The 20,329-nt window shown below is 69.1% G+C and carries 15 protein-coding genes; 6 read left to right on the top strand and 9 right to left on the bottom strand.

Going from position 1 to position 20,329, the window contains the following annotated elements; all coding sequences use genetic code 11:
* Positions 1-53 precede the first annotated feature (53 nt).
* From ACFXC1_RS03235 to ACFXC1_RS03200, 8 genes are all read right to left on the bottom strand, one after another.
* A complete protein-coding gene (locus ACFXC1_RS03235; protein WP_381238044.1) occupies positions 54-1,358 on the bottom strand; it encodes an alpha/beta fold hydrolase in 1,305 nt (434 codons plus the stop codon).
* A gap of 101 nt (positions 1,359-1,459) precedes the next feature.
* A complete protein-coding gene (locus ACFXC1_RS03230) occupies positions 1,460-2,491 on the bottom strand; it encodes a LacI family DNA-binding transcriptional regulator (protein WP_381238041.1) in 1,032 nt (343 codons plus the stop codon).
* Positions 2,492-2,579: 88 nt separating this feature from the next.
* Positions 2,580-3,992: a BNR repeat-containing protein gene (locus ACFXC1_RS03225; RefSeq protein ID WP_381238039.1), complete on the bottom strand. Its 1,413-nt coding sequence runs from the start codon at positions 3,990-3,992 to the stop codon at positions 2,580-2,582.
* Positions 3,993-4,015: 23 nt separating this feature from the next.
* Positions 4,016-4,336 (bottom strand): L-rhamnose mutarotase, encoded by a 321-nt coding sequence (locus ACFXC1_RS03220; RefSeq protein WP_381238036.1) that lies wholly within the window; start codon positions 4,334-4,336, stop codon positions 4,016-4,018.
* Between the two features lie 17 nt (positions 4,337-4,353).
* A complete protein-coding gene (gene rhaS / locus ACFXC1_RS03215) occupies positions 4,354-5,436 on the bottom strand; it encodes a rhamnose ABC transporter substrate-binding protein (RefSeq protein WP_381238033.1) in 1,083 nt (360 codons plus the stop codon).
* A gap of 100 nt (positions 5,437-5,536) precedes the next feature.
* A complete protein-coding gene (locus ACFXC1_RS03210; RefSeq protein ID WP_381238030.1) occupies positions 5,537-6,514 on the bottom strand; it encodes an ABC transporter permease in 978 nt (325 codons plus the stop codon).
* Complete coding sequence (locus ACFXC1_RS03205; RefSeq protein WP_381238027.1) at positions 6,507-7,547, bottom strand: ABC transporter permease; 1,041 nt, start codon at positions 7,545-7,547, stop codon at positions 6,507-6,509. The genes ACFXC1_RS03210 and ACFXC1_RS03205 overlap by 8 nt, the downstream gene beginning before the upstream one ends.
* A gap of 43 nt (positions 7,548-7,590) precedes the next feature.
* Complete coding sequence (locus tag ACFXC1_RS03200) at positions 7,591-9,108, bottom strand: sugar ABC transporter ATP-binding protein (protein WP_381238026.1); 1,518 nt, start codon at positions 9,106-9,108, stop codon at positions 7,591-7,593.
* A 261-nt stretch (positions 9,109-9,369) separates the two neighbouring features.
* Here ACFXC1_RS03200 and rhaI point away from each other — a divergent pair, with 261 nt between their 5' ends.
* From rhaI to ACFXC1_RS03170, 6 genes are all read left to right on the top strand, one after another.
* Positions 9,370-10,530 (top strand): L-rhamnose isomerase, encoded by a 1,161-nt coding sequence (rhaI, locus tag ACFXC1_RS03195; RefSeq protein WP_381238023.1) that lies wholly within the window; start codon positions 9,370-9,372, stop codon positions 10,528-10,530.
* 136 nt (positions 10,531-10,666) lie between these two features.
* Positions 10,667-12,706, top strand: coding sequence for a bifunctional aldolase/short-chain dehydrogenase (locus ACFXC1_RS03190; protein ID WP_381238021.1), 2,040 nt, complete (start codon positions 10,667-10,669; stop codon positions 12,704-12,706).
* Positions 12,707-12,714: 8 nt separating this feature from the next.
* The gene (locus ACFXC1_RS03185; protein WP_381239418.1) at positions 12,715-14,154 is read left to right on the top strand and encodes a rhamnulokinase; all 1,440 of its coding nucleotides are present in this window, start codon (positions 12,715-12,717) and stop codon (positions 14,152-14,154) included.
* A 116-nt stretch (positions 14,155-14,270) separates the two neighbouring features.
* Positions 14,271-15,026: a (Fe-S)-binding protein gene (locus ACFXC1_RS03180; RefSeq protein WP_381238019.1), complete on the top strand. Its 756-nt coding sequence runs from the start codon at positions 14,271-14,273 to the stop codon at positions 15,024-15,026.
* On the top strand, positions 15,023-16,510 hold the full coding sequence (locus ACFXC1_RS03175; protein ID WP_381238016.1) for a LutB/LldF family L-lactate oxidation iron-sulfur protein: 1,488 nt from the start codon (positions 15,023-15,025) through the stop codon (positions 16,508-16,510). Before ACFXC1_RS03180 ends, ACFXC1_RS03175 begins: the two co-directional genes overlap by 4 nt.
* The gene (locus ACFXC1_RS03170; protein WP_381238014.1) at positions 16,507-17,175 is read left to right on the top strand and encodes a LutC/YkgG family protein; all 669 of its coding nucleotides are present in this window, start codon (positions 16,507-16,509) and stop codon (positions 17,173-17,175) included. The genes ACFXC1_RS03175 and ACFXC1_RS03170 overlap by 4 nt, the downstream gene beginning before the upstream one ends.
* Here the strand turns inward: ACFXC1_RS03170 and ACFXC1_RS03165 are convergent.
* Positions 17,148-20,159, bottom strand: a complete 3,012-nt coding sequence (locus ACFXC1_RS03165; RefSeq protein WP_381238011.1) for a family 78 glycoside hydrolase catalytic domain — start codon at positions 20,157-20,159, stop codon at positions 17,148-17,150. The genes ACFXC1_RS03170 and ACFXC1_RS03165 overlap by 28 nt on opposite strands.
* Between the last annotated feature and the right edge of the window lie 170 nt (positions 20,160-20,329).

Raw genomic sequence — 20,329 nt, 5'->3', positions numbered from 1 at the left:
TCGGAAATCACCGAGTCACATCTCGTCGCCGGACCCACCTCCCGTCGGCGGACTCAGACCTCGTCGCGCGTGAGGGCCAGCAGCCGGTCCAGGACACGCGTGCCGCCGGCCCGTACGCCGTCGTGCTCGAACTCGTCGGTGACCCAGGTGCGCAGGCCCCGGATGGAGCGGGCGGTCCGGAGCGAGTGGGTCGCGTCGACGTACATGTCGTCGTGGTAGACGGCCGCGGCGACCGGCACCTCGTTGGCGGCGAGACGCGCCGGGTCGTAGAGCGGCTGCCAGTCGGTGCGGGCGGCGAGGAGTTCGGCGGTCTCGCGGAGCGGCCGCAGCGCGGGGTCGCAGTCGAACATCCAGGGGTGGATGGTCTCACCGGTGAAGAGGAGGGGGCCGTCGCCCGCGAGGGTCTTGGCCGCGTCGAACTGCGGGAACTCGCCGCGGACGCGCTCCGCCGACCAGGCGGTGGGGCGGGCGTCCTGGGCGTAGCACGCCTCGTGGACGAGGGCGTAGAGGGGGTGCCCGGCGTACGACAGGGAGTTCTGGACCTCTTCCTGGAAGGCGTCGGAGAGCTCGAAGCCCTGCGGGGTACGGACGAAGGCGTTCTCGAGGAGGAAGTGGAGGCGGTGGCTGCCCTCGCTGCCGCCGAGCATGATGCCGAGGGACTGGAAGGCCTCGGCGGTGAGCCGGTAGCCGTTCGGGAGGACCGGCTCGTGGCTCAGCAGGTACTCGGCGATGCGGCGGGCGCGCTCCACGTCCTGCGGGTAGCGGTCGTAGTGGGCGGCGACCTTGCGTTCGATGCGCGGGTAGGCCGCCCGGTAGACGTCGTCGGCGTGCGCGTCGAGGGACGGCAGGCCGCCGGTGAGCAGGGCGGTGCGCAGGCCTTCGGGGGCGGTGGACAGGTAGTTCACCGTGCAGAAGCCGCCGAAACTCTGGCCGAGGACGGTCCAGGGCGCGCCGCCGGTGAGGGCCGGGCGGATGGTCTCGCAGTCCCTGACGATGGAGTCGGAGCGGAAATGCGTGAGGTGCTCGGCCTGCTCGGCGGGGCCGCCGCGCAGCGGGAGCGTCTGCCGGTTGAGCGGGGTGGAGTGACCGGTGCCGCGCTGGTCGAGAAGGAGCACGCGGTACTCGTCAAGCGCGCGGCCGAGCCAGGCCTGTCTCCCGACGAAACGATTCGCCCCGAATCCGGGTCCGCCCTGGAGGTAGAGCAGCCACGGCAGGTCCTCCCGGTCCGTCTTGTCGCTCGCGACGACCTCACGGGCGTAGAGCTCGATGGTCTCGCCCGTGGGGTCCTCGTGGTCGAGGGGCACGGTGAAGCGGCGGTCGGTGAGGACGACGCCGGGCTGACGGTAGCTGACGGACAACGCGACTCCTGGTACGGACGAATGACGGGCCGCGTCACAGTCCAGCACATGTGCGTCCGATATCCGACCCCCTGGATCATGAAATCCTACTGACCGGTGGATCAGCGGGCGGCGAGGCTGGAGCGGCGCACCACCAGTTCCGGCTGGAGCACGACCCGCCGGTGCTCGTGCGGGCGAGCCGTCGTGTCCGCCTCCGCCTCGGTCTCCTCCAGGAGCAGTTCGGCGGCCAGGGCGCCCATGGTGACGGCGGGCTGCCGGACCGAGGTGAGCGGTACGGCGGCCGCCGCGGCGAACTCGATGTCGTCGTAGCCGACGATCGCGAGGTCGTCCGGGACGCCGACCCCGGCCGCGAACATGGCCTGGAGCACGCCGAGGGCGAGCAGGTCGTTGGCACAGAAGACGGCGGTGGGCCGGTCGGCGAGGCCCAGCAGCCGGGCGCCGGCGTCCCGCCCGGCGGCCACGTCGAGCCGGTCGGTGGGCAGCTCGCGCAGCGTGCCGGGGTCGAGACCGGCCTCCGCGAGCGCGTTCTTTGCGCCCGTACGGCGGTCCCGCACCTGGTTGAAGCCGGGCGGACCGCTCACGTACGCGATGGAGCGGTGCCCGGCGTCGATCAGGTGCCGCACGGCGAGCGCACCGCCCGCGACGTCGTCGACGGAGACCGAGCACTCGGTGGTGCCCTCGGCGACGCGGTCGACGAGCACGAAGGGGATGCCGTGCCGGCGGAACGACTCGATGTTGCGTCCGGTCGCGTCGGCCGGGGTCAACAGCACGCCCCGCACCCGCTGTTCGGCGAAGAGCGACAGGTACTCGGCCTCCTCGCCGGGACTCTGCGCGCTGTTGCAGACCATCACCCCGAGCCCGGCCTCGCGCGCGGCCCGCTCGGCGCCGCGGGCGACGTCCACGAAGAACGGGTTGCCCATGTCGAGGACGAGCAGCCCCATGATCCGGCTGCGCCCCGCGCGCAGCTGGCGCGCCGACTCGCTGCGGACATAGCCGAGCCGGTCGATCGCGGACAGCACCCGGGCCCGGGTCTCCGTGGCGACGGTGTCCGGGCGGTTGATGACGTTCGAGACCGTGCCGACCGAGACTCCGGCGGCGCGGGCGACGTCCTTGATACCCACCGGCTGGGCCATCAGGCGGAGACCTCCAGGGTGACGTGGGACGGCGGGAAGGTCTTCACATTACCGTCATGACCTTCGCCGACTCCGGCGACCGTCCCGGTCACGCGGGCAGGGCGAAGTCGACGACGTGGAGTGCCGAGGGGGTCGTACCGCTCGACTTCTCCTGGTACATGAACGACAGCACGTTGTCCGCCTTCACCCGCAGCTCGTCGATGACGACCTCGCCGAACGCGTTCAGGTCGCTCCCGTCGTACAGCAGCGCCCAGTCGGAGTACCCGGAGGCCTTCGAGGCGGCGGCGATACGGCCGTAGGGCAGGACCGCGTAGGCGTTGTCGTACTTGTCCAGGACCAGCTTGGTGCGCTGGCTGGAGTTGAGGGCGATGGGGATCTCGGTCTTCTGCCAGGTGCCCGACGCGTTCTTGCGGACGTGGAAGGCGCGGCCGTTCGCGGTGCGGTCGGTGACGTAGTTGGTGGTGCACTGGCCGAAGCGGCCGGGCACGTAGCTGATGATCGCGTGCGGGAGGCCGGCCGAGTCGGTGGTCTGGCTCTCCTGGTTCATCAGGGAGTGGTCGGGGTTGAGGGAGTCGACGACGAGTCCGGCGTCCGTGACGGCGACGGTGTCCGAACTGCCTGTCGTCCCTACGACAGTTCCGGCGTCGTTGCGCCAACTGCGGCCCCGGTCGGTCGAGTAGACGTAGCCGGTGTCGTGGTTGGTGATGCCGCCGCTGTTGCACATCACCGCGGCGGACTGCTCGCGCCAGGTGAAGAAGGAGTGCAGGCGGCCGTTGACGTCGTAGTCGATGCCGTGGAGGTACATGTTGCGGGCGGTGCTGGAGCCGTGCGTGCTGGTGTAGGTGCCGGTCGAGGCACTCCACTCCCCCAGCGCGGTCCAGGCCGAACCGTCGTACTCCGCAAGGGCGTTGCGGCCGTTGCCGGAGATCCCGACGCGGTAGCTGAGTTGCAGCCCCCCTTCGGGGGTGGCGATGAACTGGGGGTAGGTGAACTGCGAGGTGAGTGCCACACCGTCCAGCGAGGTCTGCACGGCGCCGAGGACGGCCGAAGTCCAGGCGGTGGACGCCGGGTTGTCGAGGAGGCCGGCGACCGACTTGACGTAGAAGAAGCCGTCGCTGTGGGAGTCCATGTTGAGGTGAAGACGGCCGTCGACCCGCGAGACACCCATCGAGATGACGTTGTGGGAGTCGTCGCTCTTGAGCTGGTGCGAGAGGGTGATCGTCGACCAGGTGGTGGCGCCGAGCACTCGCCGGGCGACGACGGCGTACTTGGTGGACGTGTACCAGGCCGCGTACTGGTAGCCCTTGTAGGTCAACAGGCCGTTCTTCTGGAACGAGTTGTTGTTGACCAGGCCGTCGTAGGAGACGAAGTAGACGGCCTGGGCGTCGAGTTGGGTGGTGCTCTTCTTGGTGACGGACGGGCCGGGGTCGGCCGCCCGTGCGATGCCCGGCGTTGCCACGGCCGCAAGTATGGCGGTCGCGAGCACGGCGCGTCTTCTCATGTGAGCGGCTCCTGTGGGGGGGATCACGCGAGGTGGAAGACCTCGGTGAGGGGCTTCATCGCTTCGTCGGGACGGGCGCCGTCCAGGGACTCGAAGAACGGCGCCATCTCCGCCTGCCAGCGGGAGTTGATGTCGGTGGCTTCCATGCCGGCCTGGGCGGCGGCGAAGTCCTCGGTCTCCAAGTAGCCGACCAGCAGGCCGTCTTCGCGCAGGAAGAGCGAGTAGTTGTGCCAGCCGGTGGCCGAGAGCGCGTCGAGCATCTCGGGCCACACGGTGGCGTGCCGCTCGCGGTACTCGTCGAGGCGGTCCGCCCGGACCTTCAGCAGGAAACACACGCGCTGCATCAACACCCCTATGAATGCTAGAAGTTGAACTGGTCGATGTTCTTCGCGTCGAAGACGGTCGGCTTGCCGAGGTTGATCACGCCGTCCTTGCCGATGGTGTACGACGTCCCGCCGGCCTTGAAGGTCTCGCCCTCCTTGCCGGTGATCTGCCCCGAGACCAGCGCCACCGCCGTCTGCGCGGCGAGGGCGCCGAGCTTCGCCGGGTCCCACAGCTCGAAGCCGTCGACGGTGCCGTTCTTGACGTACTTGCGCATGTCGTTGGGGGTGCCGAGGCCGGTCAGCTTGACCTTGCCCTTGTACTGGGAGCCGGACAGGTACTGGGCGGCGGCCTTGATGCCGACGGTGGTCGGGGAGATGATCCCCTTCAGGTTCGGGTGCTCCTGGAGGAGGCCCTGGGTCTGCTGGAAGGACTGCTGGGCGTCGTCGTTGCCGTAGGCGACCTTGACCAGCTTGATGTTCTTGTACTTGGGGTCCTTCAGCTCGTCCTTCATGAAGCCGATCCAGGTGTTCTGGTTCGTCGCGGTCTGCGCGGCCGACAGGATCGCGATCTCGCCCTTGTAGCCGATCTGCTGGGCGAGCAACTGCACCTGGGTACGGCCGAGGTCCTCGGCGCTGGCCTGCGAGACGAAGGCGTTGCGGCACTCGGGGTTGGTGTCGGAGTCGTAGGTGACGACCTTGATCTTGTTGCTCATCGCCTGCTTGAGCGCGGTGCACAGGGCGCCCGGGTCCTGCGCGGAGACGGCGATCGCGTTCACCTGCTGCTGGGTGAGCGTGTTGACGTAACTCACCTGTCCCGCCGTGTCGGTGGCGCTGCTCGGTCCGACCTCCTTGTACTTCTCGCCCAGTTCGGTGAGGGCCTTCTCGCCGCCCTTGTCGGACGTGGTGAAGTACGGGTTGTTGACCTGCTTGGGCAGGAACCCGACGGTGAGCCCCTTCTTGAGGGCGGCATTCGGGTCCGCCTTGCCCCCGGTGACGGCCGACCCGGTGTTCTCGTCCTTCACATCCTTCTTGGTGGTACCACCGCAGGCGGTGGCGACGAGGGTGAGCGAAGTGACGGCGACGACGGCCGCACAGGCACGACGAAGGGATGCTTTGCGCATGGCATGGGGTCCTTTGATACGAAGGTGAGCGGAAGCGCGCCCCGAAGGGGCGCGGGGAACGGCGCGACCAGCCACAACAGGCCGGCAGCCGCGATACGGCCTATCCAGTGGAACGAGCCGCGGCCCTGGCGACAGCAACTTGCCGAGCAACCCGAGGCCCAAGCACCGAAACAACGAGCAACACACCGGTGACGACGATCTGCGACTGCGCGGAGACATTCAGCAGGCTCATCACGTTCTGCAGCGCACCGAGCAGAAACACCCCGGCGATCGCCCCGCCGAGCGTCCCCTTCCCGCCGTCGAAGTCGATCCCACCGAGCAACACCGCGGCCACGACGGACAGTTCGAGGCCGGTCGCGTTGTCATAGCGAGCGCTGGCGTAGTGCAGCGCCCAGAAGATCCCGGTGAGAGAAGCCATCAGCCCGGTCACGGTGAACAGGATCAGCTTCTGCCGCTTGACCCGGATACCGGCAAACCGCGCCGCCTCCTCGTTCGCCCCGATCGCGAACAACGACCGCCCGAACGGGGTGGCATGCAGAGCCACGACGGCGATGGCGAGCAGCACCAGGAAGGGCAGGAAGGCCCGCGGCAGGAACGTGTTGCCGAGCCGTCCGGCCGCGAAGTCCAGGTACTGCGTGGGGAAGTCGGTGACCGCGTCGGAACCGAGCACGATCTGCGCGATGCCCCGGTACGCGGCCAGCGTGCCGATCGTGACGGCGAGGGACGGCAGTCCGAGCCGGGTGACGAGCAGCCCGTTGACCAGGCCGCAGGCCAGGCCCAGGAGCAGGCAGATCGGGATGATCGTCTCGATCGCCATGCCGTCGTTCCACAGTTTGCCCATCACCGCGCCGGACAGGCCGGCCGTGGAGGCGACCGACAGGTCGATCTCGCCGGAGACGACCAAGAGGGTCATCGGGAGCGCGACCAGGGCGATGGGAAGGGTGTTGCCGATCAGGAACGACAGGTTCAGCGCGTTGCCGAAGCCGTCGACGGAGGTGAACGAGAACAGCAGCAGGACGACGAGGAGGGCGCCGACGACCGTGTCCCAGCGGATCGCGCGCGTCAACGACTCAGGCATGGCGGGCGTTCCTCTTCTTCAGTGCGGTGGCCACGCGCAGGGCGACGATCCGGTCGACGGCGATGGCGAGGATGAGCAGGATGCCGTTGATGGCGAGCACCCAGACGGAGCTGACGCCGAGGGCGGGCAGCACACTGTTGATGGAGGTCAGCAGGAGCGCGCCGAGGGCCGCGCCGTAGACGCTGCCGGAGCCGCCGGTGAAGACCACGCCACCGACAACCACCGCGCTGACGACGGTGAGTTCGTAGCCGGTGCCGGTGCCGGAGTCGACGTTGCCGAAGCGGGCCAGGTACATCGCGCCGGCGAGTCCGGTCAGCCCGCCGCAGAAGGTGTACGCGGCGAGGATCCGCTTGCGGACCGGGATGCCGGCGAGTCTGGCGGCCTCGGGGTTGGAGCCGAGGGCGTACAACTCCCGTCCGCTGCCGAAGTGTTTGAGGTAGTAGGCGGTGACGATGAGTACGGCGAGCGCGATCAGCGCCAGCCAGGGCACGGCCGAGAGGCCGCCTGAGCCGAAGTCCACGAATCCGCCCGGGAGATCGGCGGCCGTGATCTGCCGTGAGCCGACCCAGATGGAGTCGACGCCCCGGATGATGTAGAGCGTGCCGAGCGTGACGACCAGGGCGGGCACCTGCCCCAGACTCACCAACAGCCCATTGACCAGGCCGAGTCCGATGCCGAGCAGTACCGCCAGCAGGATCGCGACGACCGCGTTGCCGCCGCTGTGGAGGTAGTCGCCGGTGGCGAAGGCGGTGATGCCGAGGGTGGAGCCGACCGACAGGTCGACGTTGCGGGTGATGACGACCAGCGACTGGCCGGTGGCGACCAGGACCAGGATGGTCGCGTTGAGGAGCAGGTCCTTGATGCCCTGCTCGGACAGGAACTGGCTGTTGCCGGCCTGGGTGATGCCGATCATCACCAGAAAGACGACCAGGATGGCGAGTTCGCGCATCTTGAAGACCCGGTCGACCAGCCGGGTACCGCTCGACCCTGGGGCCTCGGCGGCGGGCGCGGGGTTGGGAGCCGTGACCGTCATACGGCGGCCCTCCCGAAGGACTCGATCGTCGTGAAGGCCGTGCTCATGCGGCGGCCCTCCCGGTGGCTGCGGCCATCACGGATTCCTCGGTGGCTTCGGAACGGGGGATCTCTGCGGTGAGCCGGCCCTCGTGCATCACCAGCACGCGGTCGGCCATGCCGAGGATCTCGGGCAGATCGGAGGAGATCATCAGGACGGCGACGCCGTCGGCGGCCAACTCGCTGAGCAGCCGGTGCACTTCGGCCTTGGTGCCGACATCGATGCCACGGGTCGGCTCGTCCACGATCAGCACCTTGGGGCCGGTGGCGAGCCACTTGGCGAGGACGACCTTCTGCTGGTTGCCGCCGGACAGGGTGTTGACGGTGTCGGCGATCCGCGCGTACTTGACGTGCAGCTTCACCGCCCAGTCGAGGGAACGGCTGCGTTCGGCACCCCGGTCCACGAGGCCGGCCTTCACGGTCGTACGAAGCCCCGTGAGTCCGATGTTGCGCTCGATCGACATGTCCATCACCAGGCCCTGGGCCCGCCGGTCCTCGGGGACCAGGGCGAGCCCCGCGGCCATCGCGGTGGAGGGGGCGCCGTTCGTCAGCGCCTTCCCGTCGACCTCGACGCCGCCGGCGTCCCAGCGGTCGATGCCGAAGACGGCTCGCGCCACCTCGGTCCGGCCGGCGCCGACCAGCCCGGCGAGACCGACGATCTCCCCGCGCCGTACGTCGAAGGAGACGTCGGTGAAGACGCCCTCGCGGGTCAACCGCTTGACGCTCAGGGCGACTTCACCCGGTTCGACGTCCTGCTTGGGATACAGCTCGTCGAGCTCGCGGCCCACCATGCGCCGTACGAGATCGTCCTCGGTCATTCCCTCGACCGGCTCGCTGGAGATCCAGGCGCCGTCGCGGAGGGTGGTGACCTGCTGGCAGATCTGGAAGATCTCCTCCAGGCGGTGCGAGATGAACAGGACGGCGGCGCCCTGTTCGCGCAACGTGCGGACGACACCGAAGAGGCGGGCCACCTCGCTGCCGGTGAGGGCGGCCGTCGGCTCGTCCATGATCAGGACGCGGGCGTCGAAGGAGAGCGCCTTGGCGATCTCCACGATCTGCTGGTCCGCGATGGACAGGCCGCGCGCCGGGCGGTCGGGATCCAGCTCCACCCCGAGCCGCTTCATCAGCTCCGCGGTCGCCGCATGCGTGGCCTTGTGGTCGATCCGGCCCAGCGCGCGGCGGGGCTGGCGGCCCATGAAGATGTTCTCGGCGATCGACAGGTCGGGGAAGAGGGTCGGTTCCTGGTAGATCACGGCGATTCCCGCGTCGCGGGCGTCACCGGGGCCGTGGAAGAGGACGGGTTCGCCGTCGAGCAGCACCTGGCCGGCGTCGGGCCGGTGCACACCGGCGAGGGTCTTGATGAGAGTGGACTTGCCCGCGCCGTTCTCACCGGCGAGTGCGTGCACCTCACCTGGGAACAGTTCGAGGGACACGTCCCGCAGGGCGCGTACCGCGCCGAAGGACTTGGAGATGCCCTTGAGCGCGAGCACCGGGGCCGGACCCGCGTCTGACGGGTGGGTCATGAGGGGCTCCTCGACGACGTCGGCGGAGAGCCGTCCAGACGTCGTGAAAGGTTTCAACTTGGTTGCCGGGACGTTAGGCGCGCCAGCCTTGTCACGTCAATGGGTCCGCATCGAAAAACTTTCGATAGCCAAAGGTCACATTGGAGTCACGGAGCACGGGCTTCGCCGTAGGGCTTGACACCCCTTCGGGAGGCTCATAACTTCGCTCTCTGAATCGTTTCATACACACGTCGTTTCGTCGCATGTCACAGGAGCCCACAAGTGACCGATCTCGCCGCGGTGAAGGCCGCTCTCAGGACCCAGGCAGTCGAGACGCCGTCGTGGGCGTACGGGAACTCGGGGACCCGTTTCAAGGTCTTCGCCCAGGAGGGCGTTCCGCGGACTCCGCAGGAGAAACTGGAGGACGCCGCCAAGGTCCACGAGTTCACGGGCGTGGCGCCGACGGTGGCCCTGCACATTCCCTGGGACCGGGTCGACGACTTCGGGGCGCTGGCCAAGTTCGCGGACGACCACGGGCTGAAGCTCGGCGCGATCAACTCCAACACCTTCCAGGACGACGACTACCGGCTCGGCAGCGTCTGCCATCCCGACGCGGCGGTGCGGCGCAAGGCGCTCGACCATCTGCTGGAGTGCGTCGACATCATGGACGCGACGGGGTCCGCCGACCTGAAGCTGTGGTTCGCGGACGGGACGAACTATCCCGGGCAGGACGATCTGAGCGCGCGCCAGGACCGGTTGGCGGAGGCGCTGGCCGCGGTGTACGAGCGGCTCGGGGACGGGCAGCGGATGCTGCTGGAGTACAAGTTCTTCGAGCCGGCGTTCTATGCGACCGATGTTCCCGACTGGGGGACGGCCTACGCCCATTGCCTGAAGCTCGGGCCGAAGGCACAGGTCGTGGTCGACACGGGGCATCACGCGCCCGGCACGAACATCGAGTTCATCGTGGCGACGCTGCTCCGGGAGGGGAAGCTCGGGGCGTTCGACTTCAACTCGCGCTTCTACGCGGACGACGATCTGATGGTGGGGGCGGCGGATCCCTTCCAGTTGTTCCGGATCATGTACGAGGTGATCCGGGGTGGGGGGTTCACCGCCGATGTGGCGTTCATGCTGGATCAGTGCCACAACATCGAGGCGAAGATTCCGGCGATCATCCGGTCGGTGATGAACGTGCAGGAAGCGACGGCGAAGGCGTTGCTTGTGGACCGGGATGCGCTGGGTGCGGCGCAGCGGGCTGGGGATGTGCTGGGCGCGAACGCCGTGATCATGGACGCGTACAACACGGATGTACGGCCTCTGCTGCGGGAGTTGCGGGAGGAGCAGGGACTTGCCCCTGACCCGATCGCGGCGTATCGCTCCAGCGGGTGGCAGGAGCGGATTGTCGCTGAGCGGGTTGGGGGGCAGCAGGCCGGGTGGGGGGCGTAAGCGTCTGCCGGCAATTCGTTGTTTGCGGGTGCGGGCCCGTTGTGGCTGGTCGCGCCCACGCGGCGGAGCCGCATACAGATACAGCCCCGCGCCCCTAGGGGACAAGACTCACCTCTCTCGAAAAGGACCGAACGTCATGGCACCGCACCCCGAAGCCGCCGACCTCCTCGCCCGTTCTCATCGGCTTGGCGCTGACCCTCGTAACACCAACTACGCCGGCGGGAACGCTTCCGCCAAGGGCACCGACACGGACCCCGTCACCGGGGGTGATGTCGAGTTGATGTGGGTGAAGGGGTCCGGGGGTGACCTCGGGACGCTCACCGAGGGCGGGCTAGCCGTGTTGCGGCTGGACCGGATGCGGGCGCTCGTCGACGTGTACCCGGGTGTGGACCGCGAGGACGAGATGGTCGCCGCGTTCGACTACTGCCTGCATGGCAAGGGGGGTGCGGCGCCCTCCATCGACACCGCCATGCATGGGCTCGTGGACGCGGCTCATGTCGATCATCTGCATCCCGATTCCGGGATCGCGCTCGCCTGTGCCGCCGACGGGGAGAAGCTGACCGCCGAGTGTTTCGGGGACACGGTCGTGTGGGTGCCGTGGCGGCGGCCCGGGTTCCAGCTGGGGCTGGACATCGCCGCCGTCAAGGAAGCCAATCCGCAGGCCATCGGTTGTGTGCTCGGAGGGCATGGGATCACCGCTTGGGGGGCGAGTTCCGAGGAGTGCGAGCGGAACTCGTTGCACATCATTCGTACCGCCGAGGCGTTCCTTGTCGAGCGCGGGAGGCCCGAGCCCTTCGGGCCTGTCGTCGAGGGGTACGGTCCGCTCGACGACGGTGAGCGGCGGGAGCGGGCCGCCGCGCTCGCGCCGTACGTTCGTGCTGTCGCCTCTCAAGACCGGCCGCAGGTGGGGCACTTCACCGATTCCGATGCCGTGCTTGATTTCCTCGCGCGGGCCGAGCACCCCCGACTCTCGGCGCTCGGGACCTCGTGCCCCGACCACTTTCTGCGGACCAAGGTCAGGCCGCTCGTTCTCGATCTGCCGCCCACCGCTCCGCTGGACGAGGCGATCGCGCGGCTGAAGGAACTCCACGCCGCCTATCGCGAGGAGTATGCCGCCTACTACCAGCGGCACGCCCTGCCCGACTCCCCCGCGATGCGCGGCGCCGACCCGGCGATCGTGCTGATCCCGGGCGTGGGCATGTTCTCCTTCGGCAAGGACAAGCAGACGGCGCGCGTGGCCGGCGAGTTCTACGTCAACGCCATCAATGTGATGCGCGGAGCCGAGGCGGTGTCGTCGTACGCGCCGATCGAGGAGTCGGAGAAGTTCCGCATCGAGTACTGGGCCCTGGAAGAGGCCAAGTTGCAGCGGTTGCCTAAGCCCAAGCCGCTCGCCACTCGGGTCGCGCTCGTCACGGGTGCCGGGAGTGGGATCGGGAAGGCGATCGCCCGGCGGCTGGTCGACGAGGGCGCGTGTGTTGTCGTCGCGGATCTCAACTCCGAGAGTGCGCAGGCCGTTTCGGAGGAGTTGGGCGGGCCCGACAAGGCCGTCGCCGTGACTGTCGACGTGACGGATGAAGGGCAGATCGCCGACGCCTTCAAGGCCGCGCTGCTCGCCTTCGGTGGAGTCGATCTCGTCGTCAACAACGCGGGGATCTCCATCTCCAAGCCCCTGCTGGAGACGTCGGCGCGGGACTGGGACCTGCAGCACGACATCATGGCGCGGGGTTCGTTCCTCGTCTCGCGTGAGGCTGCGCGGGCGATGATCGCGCAGGGGCTCGGCGGCGACATCCTCTACATCGCGTCCAAGAACGCCGTGTTCGCCGGTCCCAACAACATCGCCTACTCCGCCACCAAGGCCGACCAGGCCCATCAAGTACGGCTGCTGGCCGCCGAGTTGGGCGAACACGGGATCCGGGTCAACGGGATCAACCCGGACGGTGTCGTGCGCGGCTCGGGCATCTTCGCGGGCGGCTGGGGTGCGCAGCGGGCGGCGACCTACGGGATCGAGGAGGAGAAGCTCGGCGAGTTCTACGCCCAGCGCACCATCCTCAAGCGGGAGGTGCTGCCCGAGCATGTCGCCAACGCCGTCTTCGCCCTCACCGGTGGGGACTTGACCCACACCACCGGACTGCACGTCCCGGTCGACGCCGGCGTTGCGGCAGCCTTCCTTCGGTGAGCGCCGACGTGAAGACGTACGCCGCGGTCGACCTCGGTGCGTCCAGTGGGCGGGTCATGGTCGGCCGTGTGGGGCCGGACTCCCTGGAGTTGGCGGAGGCCCATCGCTTTCCCAACCGGCCCGTCCGCACTCCCGAGGGGCTCCGCTGGGACATCCTCGCGCTGTACGCGGGGGTCCTCGACGGGCTCCGGGCGGCGGGACCGGTTCTCGACTCCGTCGGCATCGACAGCTGGGCCGTGGACTACGGGCTGTTGGACACGGACGGGGCCTTGCTGGGCAATCCCGTGCACTACCGGGACCCTCGCACGGAGGGGATCGCGGAGAAGGTCTGGGCGACCGTTCCCCCGGGCGAGTTGTACGCGTCGACCGGGCTGCAGTACGCGCCCTTCAACACCCTGTACCAGCTGACGGCCGCTCGTGATTCGGCTCAACTCGCTTATGCTGATCGGCTGTTGCTCATTCCCGATCTGCTGTCCTACTGGCTCACCGGGGAGCAGGGCACCGAGCTGACCAACGCCTCCACCACCCAACTCATCGATCCCCGGACGCGCGACTGGTCGTACGACATCGCCTCGCGGCTCGGCATCGACCTCGGGCTGTTCGCGCCCCTGCGGCAGCCGGGCGATCCGGCGGGGGTGTTGCGGGCCGAGGTGCTGGAGGAGACGGGACTGAGCGGACCGGTGCCGGTGACGGCGGTCGGGTCGCATGACACCGCGTCAGCCGTCGCCGCCGTCCCCGCGGTTGAGGAACGGTTCGCCTTCATCTGCACCGGGACCTGGTCCCTGGCCGGTCTTGAGCTCGACGCGCCCGTACTCGGCGAAGCAAGCCGGGCCGCCAACTTCACCAACGAGCTGGGGCTCGACGGTACGGTCCGCTATCTGCGCAACATCATGGGGCTGTGGCTGCTTCAGGAGTGTGTACGGGCCTGGGGCGAGCCGGAGTTGGGCGAGTTGCTGCGCGCGGCGGCCGGGGTGCCGGCGCTGCGGTCGGTGGTGGACGCGGGTGACGCGGTGTTTCTGGCGCCGGGGCGGATGCCGGAGCGGATCGCGGATGCCTGCCGCGGCTCGGGGCAACCGGTGCCGGAGTCCCGGGCCGAGATCACACGTTGCATTCTCGACTCGCTCGCGCTCGCTCATCGGCGAGCGGTCGACGAGGCCCGGGTGCTCGCCGACCATCCGGTCGATGTCGTGCACATCGTCGGGGGCGGTACGCGCAACGCGCTGCTGTGCCAACTGACCGCCGACGCCTGCGGCTTGCCTGTGGTGGCGGGGCCCACGGAAGCCGCCGCGCTGGGTAACGTGCTCGTTCAGGCGCGGGCCCACGGGCTCGTCGGTGACCTGGCCGGGATGCGGGGGCTGCTCGCCCGTACCCAGCCGTCGACCCGGTACGAACCGCAGGGCGACACCGCCCGCTGGCGGGCCGCGGAGGCCCGGCTCGCCGCGCGGTGAATCAGGGCCCGGGGACAACGCCCTCCGGCTCGCCGTTCGCTGGGCCGGGGGCTCCCCCAGACGGCGACCTCCGACTACGCTGCATCCATCCGATGATCGACCACTAAGGAGCCGCGATGCGTGTCGCCCTGTTCCTGACTTGCGTCAACGACACGCTGTATCCGGATACCGGGCGCGCCGTGGTGAAACTGCTGACCAGACTGGGCGTCGAGGTCGACTTCCCGATGGCGCAGACCTGCTGCGGACAGGCGCACTACAACACCGGCTACCGCCATGAGGCCGAGCCGCTCGCCCGGCATTTCTCCGATGTCTTCGGGGAGTACGAGGCGATCGTCACGCCGTCCGGGTCGTGCGGGGCGATGGTGCGGGAGCTGTATCCCCGGATGGGGGAAAGGGCCCGGGCCGAGGGGCGCGGGGACACCCTCGCGGCCACGTTGGCGCCGGTCGTGCCGAAGACGTACGAGCTGACCGAGTTCCTCGTGGATGTGCTCGGGGTGACGGATGTCGGTGCCTGCTATCCGCACAGGGTGACCTATCACCCCACCTGCCACGGGCTGCGCAGTCTGGGGCTCGGTGACCGGCCGCTCAGGCTCCTCCAGGCCGTCAAGGGGCTGGAGTTGGTCGAGCTGCCGGGTGCCGACGAGTGCTGCGGCTTCGGCGGGACGTTCGCCGTGAAGAACGCCGATGTCTCGGCGGCGATGGGCGCCGACAAGGTGCGCAATGCCCAGTCGACGGGCGCGGAGGTGCTGTGCGCCGCGGACAACTCCTGCCTGATGCACATCGGGGGCACGATGGCCCGGCTCCACACCGAGATGCGGCCCGTGCACATCGCCGAGATCCTGGCCGCCACGGAAGAGGACTCACGCTCATGAGCGGCACGTTCGTCGGTATGCCCGCGTTCCCGGCCTTCCCCGTGGCCGCGCACGAGGCCGTCAACAACCAGACCCTGCGCGGAAACCTGCGGCACGCCACCCACACGATCCGCGCCAAACGCGCCAAGGCCGTGGCGGAGATGTCGGACTGGGCCGAGCTGCGCGAGGCCGGCAAGCAGATCAAGGACCAAACGCTCCGTCATCTCGACCGTTATCTGGTCCAGTTGGAGGAGTCGGTGACGGCGGCCGGCGGTGTCGTCCACTGGGCCGCCGACGCGGAGGAGGCCAACCGGATCGTCGTCCAACTGGTCCAGGAGACGGGCGAGTCGGAGGTCGTCAAGGTCAAGTCGATGGCCACGCAGGAGATCGGGCTCAACGAGGCGCTTGAGGCGGAGGGCATCCGCGCCTACGAGACCGATCTCGCCGAGCTGATCGTGCAGTTGGGCAAGGACCGCCCCTCGCACATCCTGGTCCCCGCGATCCATCGCAACCGCGGGGAGATCCGGGAGATCTTCGCCCGCGAGATGAGCGAGTGGGGGCGCCCGGCCCCGGAAGGCCTGACGGACACACCGGCCGAACTCGCCGAGGCCGCGCGCCTGCACCTCCGCGAGAAGTTCCTGCGCGCCAAGGTCGGCGTCTCCGGCGCCAACTTCATGGTCGCCGACACCGGCACCCTCGTCGTCGTCGAGTCCGAGGGCAACGGCCGGATGTGCCTCACCCTCCCCGAGACGCTGATCTCGGTCGTCGGCATCGAGAAGATCGTGCCCACCTGGCAGGACCTGGAGGTGTTCCTGCAGACCCTCCCCCGCTCCTCGACCGCCGAGCGCATGAACCCGTACACCAGCACCTGGACGGGTACGACCGACGGCGACGGACCGCGCGTCTTCCACCTGGTGCTGCTCGACAACGGCCGCAGCGACACCCTGGCCGACGAGGTCGGCCGCCAGGCCCTGCGCTGCATCCGCTGCTCGGCATGCCTCAATGTCTGCCCGGTGTACGAGCGGGCCGGCGGCCACGCCTACGGCTCGGTCTACCCCGGGCCGATCGGTGCGATCCTCAGCCCCCAACTCCGGGGCACGGCAAGCGAGATCGACGCCTCGCTGCCGTACGCCTCGTCGCTGTGCGGTGCCTGCTACGAGGTGTGTCCGGTCGCCATCGACATCCCCGAGGTGCTGGTGCATCTGCGGGAGCGGGTCGTGGAGGGCGGGCCGGTCACCCGCGAGGGGAACAGGGTGGTGCTGCGGCCCGCGAAGGGGCATGCCGCCGAACGGGCCGCCATGCGGGCGGCGCGCTGGACGTTCGCCCGCCCGGGCGCCCTGCGCACCGGCCAGCGGCTCGCCTCCCGCACCCGCCGCTTTCATCCCCGGACGCTGCCCGGCCCCGGCAGGGCGTGGAGCGGTACCCGGGAGCTGCCTGCCGTGCCCGCGGAGCCGTTCCGCGACTGGTGGCAGCGCACGCACGGCGGAAAGGACGGTGCCAAGTGAGCAGCCGGGAACGGATTCTGGGCCGTGTGCAGCGCGCGCTCGGGGATGTGCGCGAGGACGACACGCCGTACGAGGAGGCGGTTCGGCGGGACTATCTGCGGGAGCACGGGGACCGGAGTGTCGCCGAGACGGTGGAGTTGCTCGCCGAGAACCTGGCAGACTACCGGGCTCTCGTGCACCGGTGCACCGAGGCCGAACTGGCCGCCACGATCGCCGGGTTGCTCGCCGGACGGGGTTCGAGGACGGTCGTCGTGCCGCCGGGTCTGGAGCCTTCCTGGCTCGCCGCTTCCGACGTCGAGCAGATCGAGGACCGGGCCGAGAACACCCCGCACGAGCTGGACCGGATCGACAGTGTGGTCACCGCATGCGCGGTGGCCGCCGCCGAGACCGGCACCATCGTCCTGGACGGCGGCCCCGACCAGGGCCGCCGCCGGATCACGCTCGTCCCCGACCACCACATCTGTGTCGTACGGGTCCCGGACCAGGTGGTCTCCTCGGTGCCCCAGGCGCTCCAACGCCTCGACCCCACCCGCCCGTTGACCTGGATCTCCGGTCCGTCGGCGACCAGTGACATCGAGCTGGACCGGGTCGAGGGGGTGCACGGTCCGCGCACCCTGGAGGTGGTGCTGGTGAGCGATCAGCCGAGCGCGGAGGTCAACTCGTAGCGCCCCGAGGGGAGTTCGAAGCAGGCGGTGCCGTCCGCGAACCCGAGGAACTGAACGCCCGCTGCCTCGGCCAAGGGCGTTCCGTGCTCACGGACGGTGGACGGGTCGGCGGCGGGGATGCGCAGGGTCGCCGTGCTGTTGGCGGGGACGACCGCTCGGTACGCCAACTCCCCCTCCCTCACTGCCCATTCACTGAAGATCTCGCCGTAGGGTGAAATGTGCGATCCGGTCACATGGGTGATCCTGCCGGTGGGGTCGAGGTGCGGCCGGAGGAAGAAGTGGCGGAAGCCGGGGTGGGTCGGGTCCTTGGCGATGCCGGCCATGCTCTCGTACATCCACTCCATGATCGCGCCGTAGGAGTAGTGGTTGAAGGAGTTCATGTCGACCGGGCCGAAGCCGTCCTCCTCGGAGTACGAGTTCCAGCGCTCCCAGACGGTGGTGGCGCCGTTCGCCACCGAGTAGAGCCAGGACGGCATCGCGTTCTGGTGGAGGAGCCGGTACGCCAGGTCGACGCGGCCCTCGTCGGTGAGGACGGGCGCGATGACGTTCACGCCGAGGAAGCCTACGGAGAGGGTGTTCTCGGCGTACTCGACGCGGGTGCTGTCGGGGTGGGCCGCCTTGTAGGCCTCGCTGTTGCCGATGTTGTCGGCGAGCAGGGCGACCAGTTGGCGGTGCTGGTCCTCCGTGTCGTAGAAGCCGAGTTTGAGGATCCAGAGGAGGGCGGTCTGGGTGTCGTCCTCGGTCTTGCCCGCGCTGTTGCCGGGTGTGTACGGCGGTGGGCCGCCGAGGCTGGAGCGGACGGTGATCCGGCCCGAACCGGGGTCGGTCGCAAGGTACTTGGTGATGAAGGCGCGCTTGATGCGGGTGAAGAGTTCCTCGTGGGCGGCGGCCTCGGCGGTGCGGCCGGTGGCGTGGGCCATGTCGGCCATCAGGCGGGCGCTGTAGCCGTAGTAGGCGTCGCTGATGAGCTGGGTGCTGGTGATCTGGAAGGCGAGCCAGTCGCCGAAGATCGCACCCTGGCCTGCATAGGTGTCGCCGGTGCGGTGCCGGATCCAGTCGACGTACTTGGTCATCGCCGCCCAACTGCGGTCGATGATCGAGGTGTCGCCGGTCATCTGCCACACCGTCCAGGGCACGACCACTCCGCAGTCCGCCCAGCCACTCGCCGGGAGCGGCTGGCTGTAGCGGTGGCCGGGGGCGACCCAGGGGAACTGGGCGCCGTTCGCGCCGTAGCGGTGCTGTGAGTCGATCAGGGTGTCCTGGAAGTGGCTGAGGAAGGTGACCGAATCGGCGTTGTAGAGACCGGTGTTGGCGAAGAGCTGGGTGTCACCGGTCCAGCCGAGGCGCTCGTCGCGCTGGGGGCAGTCGGTGGGGATCCAGAGGTAGTTGCCGCGCTGGCCCCAACGGACGTTGCTGATCAGCTGGTTGACGTCGGTGTCGTCGGTGGTGACGGTGCCGATGTCACGGAGGGCGGAGGTGGCGACCCGGCCCGTGAGTCCGGAGAGGGTGACGGTGTCGGTCGCGGTGACCGAGACATAGCGGAAGCCGTAGAAGGTCAGCGAGTCCTCGTGCGTCTCACCGGCCGGGTCGCCCTTGAGGATGTAGGTGCTGGTGGCGCGGGCGGTGCGCAGGTTGGCGCGGTAGACCGAACCGATTGGACCGTCGGCGCCCGCGCTGTCGTCGTTGAGCATCTCCCCCGGTTCGCAGACGACTTGGGCGCCCACCGGGCCGCGCAGGGTGTAGCGGGGCACGCCGACGAGGTTCTGGCCGAGGTCGATGACGGCGGTGTCGCCGGGGTGCAGGGTGACGGAGGCGGTGGCCGCCAGGTCGGGGTCGGTGACCGTGCGGGCGGGGTCGACGACGATCCGGCCCCTGCCGTTCGCGCTGCCCTGCTGGTCGGTCACACCCGTGTAGACGGTGACCGAGCGCGGCTCGCGGTCCCAACTCGGCACCAGGCGGGCACTCTCGCCGGAATGGGCGACCAACCGGGCTTCGGGGAAAGGGTGGTTGTGCTCCTCGACGGCGGACCAGGCGGTGGTGTCGTAGCCGTTGGCCGTCCAGCCCGGGAGTTCCTTGCGGGCGTCGTAGGTCTGGCCGTCGTAGATGTCGTCGGCGCGGTAGGGGCCGGTGTCGGTGGCTCGCCAGTCCTCGCCGGGTGCGGTGACGATCGTCCGGGTGGAGCCGTCGGCGTAGCGGACGAGCAGTTTCGCCTTCAGGGCAAGGGAGTTGCCGTCCGCCGAGTAGTAGGGGCTGTTCTCGGAGATGCGGCTGTTGTACCAGCCGTTGCCGAGCACGGCCGCGAGGGTGACCTGGGAGGGGTCCTGTGACGGGTCCGTCAGCAGGTCGGTGACGTCGTAGGTGAAGTAGTCGACGGTGGTCTCGTAGTTGGTCCAGCCGGGGGTGAGGAGTTCGTGGGTCGTGCCGCCGTCGTGCGGCACCGCGACCCTTCGGCCGTTGACGTAGGCCTCGTACACGCCGAGTGCGGACACGTACAGCCGAGCCTCGCTCACCCGTTCGCCGGTCAGCGCGGTCTGGCGGCGCAGGAGGGGCGCGCCCGCGCTGTTCGGACACTTGCCGGCCATGCCGATCCACCGTGCGCCGTCCCAGCCGGTGACTCCGTCGGTGCTGAGCAGGCCGGTCTCGAAATGGGCGGTGGCGGGGGTGGCTCGGCCGTGCTCGTCCCACACCGTCACCGTCCAGTGGTAGCGGGTCGAGGCCTGGAGTCCGGGGCCCGCGTAGCGGATCGCGACCGAGTCCGCCGAGTCGACGCGACCGCTGTCCCAGACGTCGGCCCGGTCGTCGGCCAGGTGCGCGGGTGAGGAGGCGACCTGGATGCGGTACGCGGTCTGGCGCCGGCCACGCGCGTCGGACGTCATGCGCCACCCGAACCTCGGGTGGTCCGCGTCCACGCCGAGGGGGTCGGTGCGGTGCTCCACCGTGAGGCCCGACACCGTGGTGGCGGCAACGGTGACTCCGTCGTTCATGCCCTGTCCCTTCGGCCCGCCGAGCGCTGGAGTTGTATCGGTTCAGTTCGCTCGATGGTCGAAAATAGTGGGGTTGAAGGTAGGTGTCCACATCCCTGACGGCACAGGATTTGAAACATTTCAAAACCGGAGCGAGTACCTCACCAGCCAGTAGGCCCCTGTTGATGGGC

Origin of the sequence: Streptomyces hokutonensis, assembly GCF_042751305.1 — a bacterium.
GTDB classification, from domain to species: domain Bacteria; phylum Actinomycetota; class Actinomycetes; order Streptomycetales; family Streptomycetaceae; genus Streptomyces; species Streptomyces hokutonensis_A.
Note: the sequence above shows the minus strand (reverse complement) of the source record. Positions and strands in the feature narration are given on the sequence as shown.